Origin of the sequence: Streptomyces sp. NPDC001027, from assembly GCF_040299045.1 — a bacterium.
Classification (GTDB): domain Bacteria; phylum Actinomycetota; class Actinomycetes; order Streptomycetales; family Streptomycetaceae; genus Streptomyces.
This window is the reverse complement of record NZ_JBEPBI010000026.1, coordinates 48,726-61,261: the sequence shown is the minus strand read 5'-3', so window position 1 is coordinate 61,261 and position 12,536 is coordinate 48,726. Positions and strand designations below refer to the sequence as shown.

Here is a 12,536-nt window from a genome sequence, read left to right as displayed (position 1 = left end):
GGGCCCGCCGCACCGCGTCCCGGCCGGTGGGCGGCAGATCCGTCGCCCCGAGGGCCCAGAAGCCCTTCACCTGGGGGATGTGGTGCTTGCGGTACTTGCCGAGGTAGGAACCGTCCGCGTCGATCACGGCCGCGGTGTTGTAGAGGACGCCGGGCTGCTCCTCCTCGTACATCGGCAGCACCAGCACGATGCCGTGCTCCCTGGCGAGCGCCTGGAAACGCTTGACGATCGGGCCGTCGGGGATCTGCTCGGCGTACTCGTAGAACTGCGGGTCCTGGACCTGGCAGAAGTAGGGACCGTAGAACAGCTCCTGGAAGCACAGGACCTGGGCGCCCTGCGCGGCCGCGTCGCGGACCGCCTGCTCGTGCACCCGGATCATCGATTCCTTGTCGCCGGTCCAGGCCGTCTGGAAGACGGCGGCACGGATCACTCTGCTCATCGGGACCTCCGGTCGCTCGGTGTACGAGGAGCCTAGGAAGCCGACCGGCCTGCTTTGAGTTGCACGGTGTCACGCCTGAGCACGGGTGGCGTGGCACCGTGTCACGTCTTCCCGGACCCATGTTTCACCACCGTTTTCCCAGGTCGTTCCATGTTTCTCCGCTGTTTCCGGGCGCCGGCCGCGCGGTTCAGCCCTGCTGCGCGTCGTGCGCGAGCAGCGCGATGTGCACCGAGGCGGCCTGTTCGAAGTCGTCGAGGTCCACGCCGAGCCGGCCCTCTATCGCCTCCAGCCTGCGGTACAGCGCCGGCCGGGAGACGTGGTGGAGCTGGGCGGTGCGGGACTTGTTGCGGCCGGTGGCCAGATACGTCCGCAGGACGGCGAGCAGGTCGTCCCCGGCCGCCCCGTCCCCGGCCGCGCACAGCAGTCCGTCCAGCTCCCGCTCGGCGAACGACTGCACGTGCGGGTCGTCCCGCAGCAGCCGGATCAGTCCGCGCAGATGGACGTCCTTGAGCCGGACGACGAGCGGCAGGTCGAGGACGGCGGCCGAGTCGGCCACGGCGTCCGCCACGTGCTGGGCCTCGCGCAGCCCGGCGGGCGTCTCGTCCCAGACGGTGCGCGGGGCGGCCGCCGCGACGACCGTGCGGGCCTGGCCCGACTCGGTGCGCAGCCGGGTCGCGAAGTGGGCGGCGAGCGCGTCGGCGTCCTGGTCGCGGGCGAGGCTGAGCAGCACCGCCGTCGCCCCGTCCGCGAGTTCCGCGACCAGTCCCGCGAGCCCGAGCAGCCGCAGGACCCGTTCGAGTCGGTCGAGGGCGACGTCCCGCACGACGAGCGGCACGAAGGTGCGCCGGTTGACCGGCAGGCCGGCCGCCCGGGCCCTGGGCAGCAGGTGGCGTGCCGGGACGACGCCGGAGATCAGGTCGGTGAGCAGGCTCTGCGCGGACTGCTCCTCCCAGGTGTGGGCGGAGGCGCCGCCGAGCATGCGGTGCAGCACGAGCGCCTCGGCGGCCCGGTCGGCGAGCAGCCGGCCGCCCGCGGTGTCGCCGCGGTACCCGCAGAGCATGATCTGCCCCCAGCGTTCGCCGCGGCCGCCGAGTTCGGCGCGGATCCAGCCGTCCCCCTCGGTGCCGCCGGCCTGGCGGGCGATGCGTTCCCAGTCCCGCAGCACGTCGTCGACGGCCGGCCGCTCCCCCGCCGTGGCCAGCACCCGGTGGGCGAGGTTGGTGACGACGACGGGACAGCCGGCGTGCTGGGCGATCTCGTCGAGCAGCGGCTGCAGCGGGGCTCCGGCGGTGATCAGCGCGGTGAGCGCGGTCCGCACGGCCTCCGAGAGGCTGACGGCGGCGAACTTGCGCCGTACCAGCCGGGACTGCACCTCCTCCGTCAACTCGGCGAAGGGGAAGGGGCGATGGAGGACGACCATCGGCAGCCCGCAGCGTTCGGCGGCCCGCCGCATCGCGTCGGGCGTGGTCGGGAACGCCCGTCCGAGGCCCAGCACCACGGCCGCGGCCTCGGCGCGGTGCAGGGAGCGGACGTACTCCGTCTGCGCGCTCTCGTCGCCGGCGAGCAGCACCCCGGTGGTGAGCACCATCTCGCCGCCGGTCAGCATCACGCCGACGTCGGCCGCCTCGGCGACGTGCACCCAGCGCACCGGCCGGTCGAGCTGGCCGGCGCCCGCCACCACTTCGGGCTCTCCGGCCAGGACCCTTTCCAGGGACAGGACCTGACGGACCGACAGGGCGGGTTCCAGCGGCTCCACGGGCCCCCAGGGCTCCAGGGCAATGGTCATGGCGATGTTTCCCTTGGCTCAGGACTGCGCTATCGCGTGCTCCTCAGCGCGCTCTCGAGGATCGCGGCGCCTTCCTCGGCCTCCGCCACGGTCAGGGACAGGGGCGGGGCGACGCGCAGGGCGCTGGTGTCGTGGCCGCCGCCCTTGCCGATCAGCAGCCCGCCGGCGCGGGCCGCCTCCAGCACCGCGGACGCCCGGTCCGGGTCGGCCAGACCGGTGCCCGGCCGGGTCAGCTCGACGCCGATCATGAGGCCGCGTCCGCGCACCTCCCGTACGCCGGGATCCTGGGCGACGGCGGCCCGCAGCCGCTCGATGAGCATGCCGCCGACCCGCCGGGCGTTGCCCTGGAGGTCGTGTTCCAGCAGGTAGGAGAGGTTGGCGAGAGCGGCCGCCATGGTGATCTGGGTGCCGCCGAAGGTGGAGATGCTGTTGGCGTCCAGGCAGTTCATGATCTCGGAGCGGGCGATGACGCCGCCCACGGACATGCCGTTGCCGATGCCCTTGGCGAAGGTGACGATGTCCGGCGGACCGTTTCGGCCGTGTGCCTGCCAGCCCCAGAAGTGCTCGCCGGTGCGGCCCCAGCCGGTCTGCACCTCGTCGGCGATCCACAGGACGCCGCGTTCGTCCAGCACCTCGCGGAAGGCCGCGTACAGGCCGTCGGGCGGCGAGGTGAAGCCGCCGACCCCCTGGATGGGCTCGGCGATCAGGGCGGCGGGCGGGCGGGTGTGGCCGAGCAGGTCCCTCAGGTCGGCGACGCACGCGTCGACGAAGGCGGCGTCGTCGAGGTCGGCGAACGGTCCTCGTCCGCGGACCCCGCCGTGCACGTACACCGTCTGCAACGGTGACAGCGAGGTCGGGGACCAGCTGCGGTTGCCGGTGATGCCGACCGCGCTGAAGGAACGGCCGTGGTAGCTGTTGCGCATGGCCAGCACGGTGTTGCTTCGCCGGTGGGCGGTGGCGAGCAGCAGCGCGGTGTCGTTGGCCTCGGTGCCCGAGGTGGTGAAGAAGACCCGGGCGTCGGGGATGCCGCTGACCTGGGCGATCCGCTCGGCGAGTTCGACCATGGGCCGGTTGAGGTAGAGCGTCGAGGAGTGGACGATCCGACCGGCCTGCTCGGCGACCGCCTTGGTGACCTCGGGCAGCGCGTGCGCGGTCATCGTGGTGAGGATGCCGCCGAAGAAGTCGAGGTACTTGTTGCCGTCGGAGTCCCAGACGTGCCGGCCCTCGCCGTGGGTGATCTCCAGCGGCTCCTCGTAGTAGAGGGCGAGCCAGTCGGGCAGGACGCCCCGGTGCCGGGCGTAGAGGTCGCTCACGGCTGCACCAGCCCTTCGTAGGCGTCGGGACGGCGGTCGCGGTAGAAGGCCCACTGCTGCCGGACCTCCTCGACGAGGTCGAAGTCGAGGTCGCGGACGACGAGTTCCTCGTCCTGGTCGCTCGCGACGTCGCCGACGAACTTGCCGCGCGGGTCGACGAAGTACGACGTCCCGTAGAAGTCGTTGTCCCCGTACTCCTCGACGCCGACCCGGTTGATCGCGGCGACGAAGTACTCGTTGGCGACGGCGGCCGCGGGCTGCTCCAGCTGCCACAGGTGGGCGGAGAGGCCGCGGTGGGTGGCGGACGGGTTGTAGACCAGCTGGGCGCCCTTGAGGCCCAGCTGCCGCCAGCCCTCGGGGAAGTGGCGGTCGTAGCAGATGTACACGCCGACCCGGCCGACGGCCGTGTCGAACACCGGCCAGCCGACGTTTCCCGGCCGGAAGTAGTACTTCTCCCAGAAGCCCTTCACCTGGGGGATGTGGTGCTTGCGGTACTTGCCGAGGTAGGAGCCGTCGGCGTCGATCACGGCAGCGGTGTTGTAGTAGAAGCCGGACTGCTCGACCTCGAAGACCGGCACGACGATCACCATGCCCGTCTCGCGGGCGAGGTCCTGCATGCGGCGCACGGTCGGCCCGTCCGGGACCGGCTCCGCCCAGCGATAGTGCTCGGGCTCCTGGACCTGACAGAAGTAGGGAGCGTTGAACACCTCCTGGAAGCCGATGATCTTCGCGCCCCGGCGGGCCGCCTCGCGGGCGTGCTCCTCGTGTTTCGCCACCATGGACTCGGTGTCGCCGGTCCAGGTGGCCTGGACCAGTGCGGCACGTACGACGTTGGCCATGAGCTGCTCCTTCGACGGGACGTCAGAGCCTCTACGCCCGTAGACGAAGGTCGTAGAGGGACGAACGTAAGCCTCCTGGACGGGCTTGCCAAGACCATCGTCGTCAACCCGCGGAGTCGATCGCGTTTCACACCCCTGTGGGTGAGTCGCGGTGCGTTCGGCGCAACGGGCGCGGGCCCGGTCAGGCGGTGAACCCGGCCACTCGCAGGGCGTGCACCAGGTCCCAGCGGCGTTGCTCCGAAGCCGCCCGAGCCGCCTCGAGCAGCAGCGGGACGAGGGTCTGCGGGTCCGGCGCGGCGCTGCGGGCCGCCTCCTCCGGGGTGCGGACCCGGACGTAGGCGTCGAGCAGCGCGCGGGCCTCGCGCCGACGGCCCTCCCGGAGCAGGCCGAGGACGCCCTGCCCGATCTCCTCGGCCGGCCGGGCCACCCCCTGCCGCAGGATCTGCTCCCCGTCGGCCGTGCGCCCCACCGCGACCAGCGCGTCGGCCGCGGCGACCAGCCGGTCGGCGGGAAGGGAGGCGGCCTCCCAGAGCAGGGTCGTCCAGTCCGCGGTGAGCCCGGCGCTCCGGAGCTCGGCCGCGAGCAGCGGCATGCGGGCGGCGGGCAGCGCGGCGAGCTCGACGAGCAGGGCGTGCGCCTCGCCGCTGCGCCCTTCGGCGCGCAGTCGCACCAGCTGCCGGACCGCGTCGACGGTCTCCTTGCGGGCCGTCGCGTCCAGCGCCTCGCGCTGCGGTGCGCCCGACCGTCCGGACGGCCGGGCGGCCGACGCCTCGGCCGCGCCGGCGAAGCGGGCGCCGCGCAGCGTGCGACGGGCGGGGGCGGCGGGCGCGGGCGCGTCCGGACCGTCGGCGGAGACGGAAGCGGAGGCGGAAGAAGGGGAGGAGGCGGGGGGAACGGCGAGCGGGGCGTCGTCGGCCTCCTCGGCCATGCCCGCGAACCGCGCGCTGCCGCGGCGGCGTTTGCGCTGCTTGGGCACGGGGGCCGGATCGGAGGCGGGGGCGGAGTCCGGCGCGGGCTCCTGGGCGGGCGCGAGGCCGGCCGCCGGGTCTGCCGCCGGGTCGGGCGTGGCCCACTCCTCGGGCACTTGGGCAGCGCGCGCGTCGAACGCCGTCCCGGCGTCGTATGCGATCCGTGCGTCGTCGTCGGCGTGACCCGCCTCGTGGCCGCGGGCCGCCTCGTGGCCGCGGCCTGCGCGGTGCGCGTGCTGTGCGTGCTGTGCGTCGTGCGCGTCGGCCGTGGGCGGTCCGGCCCGGCGCGGGGGCGCGCCGGCTGCCGGGAGGCGGTCCGCCTCGGCCATCCGGCGACGGAGCTCGGCGCAGCGGGCGGTGGCCCGCTCATGGTCGTCGCGGGCCCAGGCGAGGTCCAGACGGAAGGCGTCGGCCTGCTCCCGGGTGGACGCCGAGGCGAGCCTGCGTCCCAGGTCGGCCTGGCGTTCGGCGGCATAGCGCTGTTCGCGGAGCATGACGTCGAGCCGGTCCCCGAGAGCGTCACGGCCACCGGGACGGGCGTCGTGCGCGGCGAGCGCGGCGGCGTGCAGGGACCGGGCCCGCGACGTCTCCTGCCCGGCGGCCACGGCGCCGTACGCGGCGGCCAGGTCCTGCAGCACCGCCTCCATGACGTCCCAGGGCGGCACCTCGTGTCCTTCGAGGCAGGCCCGCATACCGTCGGGATCGCGTTGCCAGAAGACCGCGCACCAGCCGGCGCCCTGGTCGAGGCGCGCCAGCAGCGCGTTCAGGTAGCTCGCGAACTCCCGCACCCTGCCCGGGAGTTGTTCCACAGCCATCGTTCGTCTCCCGCCCGACCGGAACACTCCGGTTCGTAGAAAACACCAGCCGTGTTACAGCGCGGCTACGACCAGTTTTCAAAGCGGACGCGGCGGCGACATGGCGCAATCCTGCACCAGGACCTCGGGATGGATCAGGCCCGCCCCCCGTCGACGACGCCGCCGCTCACACGACGGCCGGCGAGCACAGCCCGGCCAGCTCGTCCATCGACAGCCCGAGCACGCGGGCGAGCGCGGCGACGGTGAAGAAGGCCGGGGTGGGAGCGCGGCCGGTCTCGATCTTGCGCAGGGTCTCGGCGGAGATCCGGGCGCTCGCCGCGATCTCGGCCATGCTCCGCCCGCCGCGCGCCTCGCGCAGCAGCCGGCCGAGCCGCTCGCCGCGCTCGCGCTCTTCCGGGGTGAGGGGGGTACGCACCATGCCGCCATTCTAATACCGGTATAGTAATTGGCATGGTGGAACTGAAGACGGACACATCGATCGACGCCATGTACGAGGCGGGCCAGGTGGTGGCCCGGGCCCTGGCAGCCGTCCGGGAGGCGGCCGACGTGGGCGTCCGTCTGCTGGAGCTGGACGAGCTGGCCCACGACGTGCTGCGGGCCGAGGGCGCCACGTCGCCGTTCCTCGGCTACCGCCCGGAGTTCGCGCCCACGCCGTTCCCGGCGGTGCTCTGCGCGTCGGTGAACGAGGCGATCGTGCACGGCATCCCCACCCGCTACCGGCTGCGCGACGGCGACCTGGTCTCGCTCGACTTCGGCGCGCAGCTGGGCGGCTGGGCCGGCGACTCGGCCGTCAGCTTCACGGTGGGCACGGCGCGCCCGGCGGACGTACGGCTGATCGAGACGGCCGAACGGGCTCTGGCGGCCGGCATCGACGCGGCGGTCGTCGGCAACCGCATCGGCGACATCGCGCACGCCATCGGCACGGTGTGCCGGGCGGCGGGCTACGGCATCCCGGCCGGCTTCGGGGGCCACGGCATCGGCCGCCACATGCACGAGGACCCGGCGGTGCCCAACGAGGGCCGCCCGGGCCGGGGCCTGCCGCTCCGCCACGGCATGGTCATCGCCATCGAGCCGATGCTGATCGCGGGCGGCACGGACGGCTACCACGCGGCCCCCGACGGCTGGACCCTGCGCACGAACGACGGCTCGCGCGCGGCCCACGCCGAGCACACCGTGGCGATCACGACCAGCGGCCCAAGAATCCTGACCGAGCGAAAGTAGCCACACCGACGGCAATCGCTCCGCAGTCCCGCCCCCGCGGCCCGTCGGCCCGTCGACCCCCCACCCCACCCCCCAGCACGACGCGATCGGCGCCGACCCGGACGCGCGGGACACCGCACGGCCCGCCCCAGACCCGGGCACAGCCCGCCCACGACCAGGCCCCGACGGGGCAGCGCCGGGGGCCGTCGACCCGAGCCCACCAGTACGACACGGCCGACGCCGGCCCGGAGCGGGGCACAGCAAGGTTCGCCCCAGGCGCGGGAGCGCAGCACGGCACGTCCGGGGCAGGCCTGGCGCCGGCGACCCGGGCGGGCGTCGGCCCGGACGCCCGGGCAGGGCACGGTCGGTTCGTCGCCCGACCGCGGGGGCGCGGCGCGGGCTGCCCTCGGGCCGGTACCCGGGGCACGGCATCGTCGTCCCAGGCGCGGTCGCGGCCCGGCTCCGGGACACGGCCGCGGGCCCAGGAGCACGGCCGCGGGGGCCCGACAGCGGCCACGCCCCGGCGGCGTGGCACGGTCGGCGCCGGCCCGGGCGACGCCTGGGTGTGGTGCGGTTCGTCGCGGCCGGACGTCAGGGACGGCGTCTGTCCGTCCGCCGCCCGGGGTCCGGGTGCCGAGGGGTTTTCTGCGGGGTGGTGTCGGGCTCGGATCCGGGGGTTCGCTGGGCGTGCCCGCGGTCGGCGACCGTGCGAAGGTGGGGGTAGGGCCCCAGCCGAGGGCACCCGGCACCGCATCGCACGTCGATCGAACGGAACGCCATGACCAGCGGCTTCAACGGCCCGGAGGGCTACGGCGACCCCTTCGGCGAGTTCCTGGCCCGCTTCTTCGGCGGGCCCCGCCCGGGCCCCCGCCAGATCAACATCGGCCAGCTCCTCAGCAGGCCCGCGCGCGACCTGGTCCGCGGCGCCGCCCAGTACGCCGCCGAACACGGCAGCCGCGACCTCGACACCGAGCACCTGCTGCGGGCGGCCCTCTCCGCGGAGCCCACGCGCTCGCTGCTCAGCCGGGCGGGCGCCGACCCCGACTCCCTCGCGACGGAGATCGACGAGCGGTCGGGGCCGGCGCAGTATCCGCCGGGCGAGGCGCCGCCGCCCACCTCGCTGTCCCTGACGCCCGCCGCCAAGCGCGCCCTGCTGGACGCGCACGATCTGGCGCGCAGCCGCGGCGCGGGACACATCGGCCCGGAGCACGTGCTCGGCGCGCTCGCCTCCAACCCGGACTCCGCGGCCGGGCACATCCTGAACGCGGCCCGCTTCGCCGCCGCCGGCCTGCCCGCCGACGCCACGGACTCCGCCGGACCGGCCGGCGCCGCGGACGGGCCGCGGCCCACCGCCACGCCCACCCTGGACAAGTACGGCAGCGACCTCACCGAGCTGGCCCGGCAGGGGCGCATCGACCCGGTGATCGGCCGGGACGACGAGATCGAGCAGACCATCGAGGTCCTCTCCCGGCGCGGCAAGAACAACCCGGTGCTGATCGGCGACGCCGGCGTCGGCAAGACCGCCGTCGTGGAGGGACTCGCCCAGCGGATCGCCGAGGGGGACGTCCCGGACGTCCTCGCCTCCCGGCGCGTGGTCGCCCTCGACCTGACGGGCGTGGTCGCGGGCACCCGCTACCGCGGCGACTTCGAGGAGCGGCTGAACACCGTCGTCGACGAGATCCGCGCGCACTCCGACCGGCTGATCGTCTTCATCGACGAGCTGCACACCGTCGTCGGCGCGGGCGGCGGCGGCGAGAGCGGGGCGATGGACGCCGCCAACATCCTCAAGCCGCCCCTGGCCCGCGGCGAGCTGCACATCGTGGGCGCGACGACGCTGGAGGAGTTCCGGCGCGTCGAGAAGGACGCGGCGCTCGCCCGCCGTTTCCAGCCCATCCTCGTCCCGGAGCCGTCCGTCGCGGACGCGCTGGAGATCCTGCGCGGGCTGCGCGACCGCTACGAGGCCCACCACCAGGTCCGTTACGCCGACGAGGCGCTGGTCGCGGCCGTGGAGCTGTCCGACCGCCACCTCACCGACCGCCGGCTCCCCGACAAGGCCATCGATCTCATCGACCAGGCCGGCGCCCGGGTGCGGCTCGGCGCCCGCACCAAGGGCAGCGACGTGCGGGCGATGGAGCGCGAGATCGAGGACCTAGCCCGCGACAAGGACCGGGCTGTCGCTGACGAGCAGTACGAGGAGGCGACCCGCCTGCGGGACCGCATCGTCGAGCTGAGGCAGCGCGTCGCGAACACCGGCGGCGAGGACGCCTCCGACGACGGCCGGCATCTGGAGGTCACCGCGGAGGCCGTCGCCGAGGTCGTGTCCCGGCAGACCGGCATCCCCGTCGCCCGTCTCACCCAGGAGGAGAAGGACCGGCTGCTCGCGCTCGAAGAGCATCTGCACGAACGGGTGGTCGGCCAGGAGGAGGCCGTACGGGTCGTCTCCGACGCGGTGCTGCGCTCGCGCGCCGGCCTCGCGAGCCCCGCCCGGCCGATCGGCAGCTTCCTGTTCCTCGGCCCGACCGGCGTCGGCAAGACGGAGCTGGCCCGGGCGCTCGCCGAGGCGCTGTTCGGCAGCGAGGAGCGGATGGTCCGGCTCGACATGAGCGAGTACCAGGAACGGCACACCGTCAGCCGGCTGGTGGGCGCCCCGCCCGGCTACGTCGGCCACGAGGAGGCCGGGCAGCTCACCGAGGTCGTGCGCCGGCACCCGTACTCGCTGCTGCTGCTCGACGAGGTGGAGAAGGCGCACCCGGACGTCTTCAACGTCCTGCTGCAGGTCCTCGACGACGGCCGCCTCACCGACTCCCAGGGCCGCAGGGTCGACTTCACCCACACGGTCGTCGTGATGACCAGCAACCTGGGCTCGGAGGAGATCACCCGCCGCGGCGCCGGCATCGGCTTCGGGCCGGGCGGCGGCGAGGCCGACGAGGAGGCGCGGCGGGAGCGGATCCTGCGGCCGCTGCGCGAGCACTTCCGACCGGAGTTCCTGAACCGGATCGACGAGGTGGTGGTGTTCCGGCAGCTCACCGACGGTCAACTGCGGCAGATCACCGACCTGTTGCTGGAGGGCACCCGCCGGCTGGCGCGGGCGCAGGGCGTCACGGTGGAGTTCGCCGCGGGGGCCGTCGACTGGCTCGCCGAGCGCGGCTATCAGCCCGAGTACGGGGCACGTCCGCTGCGGCGCACCATCCAGCGCGAGGTCGACAACCAGCTCTCGCGGCTGCTGCTCGACGGCCGGGTCGGCCAGGGCGACCGGGTGCGGGTGGAGATCGAGGACGGGCGGCTCGCGTTCCGCACCCCGCCGCCCGTCCCGGCCGCCGAGCTGTGACCCCTACCGCGTGGGGCGCACCACCTGCGCCGATCCGCCGCCGCGCCGCACGGTCTCGGCGGCGGCCAGCCATCTGCCGTCGGGCAGCCGCTGCACGGCCGTCGCCGCGCCGATCTCGGGGTTGAGCTTGAAGGAGTGGCCGATGGCCTCGAGCCGGGCCCGCACCCCGCCCGGGGAGGTGTCGTCGAAGAGGGCCGGCTCCAGCTCCGTCTGGGCGGCGTTGCGCTGGCTGGCGCGCGGCGCCGCGATCGCGTCGACGAGCGGCAGCCGCCGGTCGAGGAACTCGGTGAGGGTCTGCAGCACGGTGGTGATGATGGTCGCGCCGCCGGGCGACCCCAGTGCCACGACGGGCCGGGAGTGCTTGTCCAGGACGATCGTCGGCGAGATCGACGAACGCGGCCGCTTGCCGGGGCCGGGCAGGTTCGGGTCGTGCACGGCCGGGTTGGCCGGGGCGAAGGAGAAGTCGGTCAGCTCGTTGTTGAGGAGGAAGCCGCGGCCGGGGACGGTGATGCCGCTGCCGCCGGTCTGCTCGATGGTGAGCGTGTAGGAGACGACGTTGCCCCACCTGTCGGCGACGGTGAGGTGGGTGGTGTTCTCGCCCTCGTACGTCGTCAGGGCGGCCGTGCCGCCGGTGGGGCAGGCGGCCGGACGGCGCGGGTCCCCGGGCGCGAGGGGGCTGGTGAGGACGGCGTCGTCCTTGATGAGGCAGCCGCGCGAGTCGGCGTACCGCTGCGACAGCAGCTGTTTCGTCGGGACGTCCTCGAAGGCGGGGTCGCCGACCCAGCGCCCGCGGTCCGCGAAGGCGATCCTGCTGGCCTCGATGTAGCGGTGCAGGTACTGCGCCTCGCTCGCCTTCGACAGGTTGGTCCGCTCGAGGATGTTGAGGGCCTCGCCGACGGTCGTGCCGCCCGAGGAGGAGGGGGCGATGGAGTAGACGCCGAGGCCGCGGTACGACGTCCTGGTGGGCGCCTGCAGCTTGGCCCGGTAGGCCGTGAGGTCCTTGACGGACAGGTCGCCCGGCCGTGCGTTCCAGCCGGAGGCCGGGTCCACGGGCGGGTGGTTCACCGTGGCGACGATGTCCTTTCCGAGGTCGCCGCGGTAGATCGCGTCGACGCCCTTCCTGCCCAACTCCTGGTAGGTGCGCGCGAGATCGGGGTTCTTGAACGTGGAGCCGACGACCGGCAGCCGTCCGCCGGGCAGGAACAGCTCCGCGGTGTCCGGGAAGTAGCGAAAGCGCGTCTCGTTGGCCGCGGTCTGGGAGCGGAAGGTGTCGTCGACGGTGAAGCCGTCGCGGGCCAGTCGCTCGGCGGGCTCGAGGACCGTGCCGAGCCGTTCGCTGCCCCAGCGGGACAGGGCCGTCGCCCAGGTGGCGGGCGTGCCCGGCGTGCCGACGCCGAGGCCGCTGGTGACGGCGTCGGCGAAGGCGAGCGGCTTGCCGTTCTCCAGGAAGAGGCCGGAGTCCGCGGTCAGCGGAGCCGTCTCGCGGCCGTCGATGGTGTGCACGGCACGGGACTTGGCGTCGTAGTAGACGAAGTAGCCGCCTCCGCCGACACCGGAGGAGTAGGGCTCGGTGACGCCGAGGGCGGCGGCGGTGGCGACGGCCGCGTCGACGGCGTTGCCGCCCTTGCGCAGCACCTCGATGCCGGCCGCCGAGGCGTCCGCGTCGACGCTGGCGACGGCTCCGCCGTAGCCGACGGCGACCGGGACCTTGGCGACAGGGGCTCTTTGGGGGGCGGGTGGCGCGGCGGCCCCCACCGTGACCACGGCGGCCGAGACCGCCAGGACCGACAGTTTCCGCGCGACAGGGCGACGCATCCGTACCTCCAGTGCGGGACCGTCCGCGCAGCG

9 protein-coding genes are annotated in these 12,536 nt (G+C 74.2%); 2 read left to right on the top strand and 7 right to left on the bottom strand.

Annotation, left to right across the window (positions count from 1 at the left end):
* The 6 genes from ABT300_RS11040 to ABT300_RS11015 form a co-directional block, all read right to left on the bottom strand.
* Positions 1-439 (bottom strand): nitrilase-related carbon-nitrogen hydrolase (locus ABT300_RS11040; RefSeq protein ID WP_351673987.1); only part of this gene is annotated, 439 nt, incomplete at its 3' end.
* Positions 440-626: 187 nt separating this feature from the next.
* Positions 627-2,225 (bottom strand): PucR family transcriptional regulator, encoded by a 1,599-nt coding sequence (locus ABT300_RS11035; protein WP_351673985.1) that lies wholly within the window; start codon positions 2,223-2,225, stop codon positions 627-629.
* Positions 2,226-2,254: 29 nt separating this feature from the next.
* Entirely contained in the window at positions 2,255-3,538 is a 1,284-nt protein-coding gene (locus ABT300_RS11030) for an aspartate aminotransferase family protein (protein ID WP_351673983.1), read from the bottom strand.
* Positions 3,535-4,377 carry a nitrilase-related carbon-nitrogen hydrolase gene (locus tag ABT300_RS11025; protein ID WP_351673981.1) on the bottom strand — a complete coding sequence of 281 codons (843 nt, stop codon included), beginning with the start codon at positions 4,375-4,377 and terminating at the stop codon, positions 3,535-3,537. Before ABT300_RS11025 ends, ABT300_RS11030 begins: the two co-directional genes overlap by 4 nt.
* 181 nt (positions 4,378-4,558) lie before the next feature.
* Positions 4,559-6,160, bottom strand: coding sequence for a hypothetical protein (locus tag ABT300_RS11020; RefSeq protein WP_351673979.1), 1,602 nt, complete (start codon positions 6,158-6,160; stop codon positions 4,559-4,561).
* Positions 6,161-6,326: 166 nt separating this feature from the next.
* Entirely contained in the window at positions 6,327-6,578 is a 252-nt protein-coding gene (locus tag ABT300_RS11015; protein WP_351673978.1) for a helix-turn-helix domain-containing protein, read from the bottom strand.
* Positions 6,579-6,610: 32 nt separating this feature from the next.
* Between ABT300_RS11015 and map the strand changes: the two genes are divergently transcribed.
* Together map and ABT300_RS11005 are read left to right on the top strand one after the other, a co-directional pair.
* Positions 6,611-7,381 (top strand): type I methionyl aminopeptidase, encoded by a 771-nt coding sequence (map, locus tag ABT300_RS11010; protein ID WP_351673976.1) that lies wholly within the window; start codon positions 6,611-6,613, stop codon positions 7,379-7,381.
* A 757-nt stretch (positions 7,382-8,138) separates the two neighbouring features.
* Positions 8,139-10,688 carry an ATP-dependent Clp protease ATP-binding subunit gene (locus tag ABT300_RS11005; RefSeq protein ID WP_351673974.1) on the top strand — a complete coding sequence of 850 codons (2,550 nt, stop codon included), beginning with the start codon at positions 8,139-8,141 and terminating at the stop codon, positions 10,686-10,688.
* 3 nt (positions 10,689-10,691) lie between these two features.
* On the opposite strand, the gene ggt is transcribed toward ABT300_RS11005, so the two are convergent.
* Positions 10,692-12,503, bottom strand: coding sequence for a gamma-glutamyltransferase (gene ggt / locus ABT300_RS11000; RefSeq protein WP_351673972.1), 1,812 nt, complete (start codon positions 12,501-12,503; stop codon positions 10,692-10,694).
* Positions 12,504-12,536 lie beyond the last annotated feature (33 nt).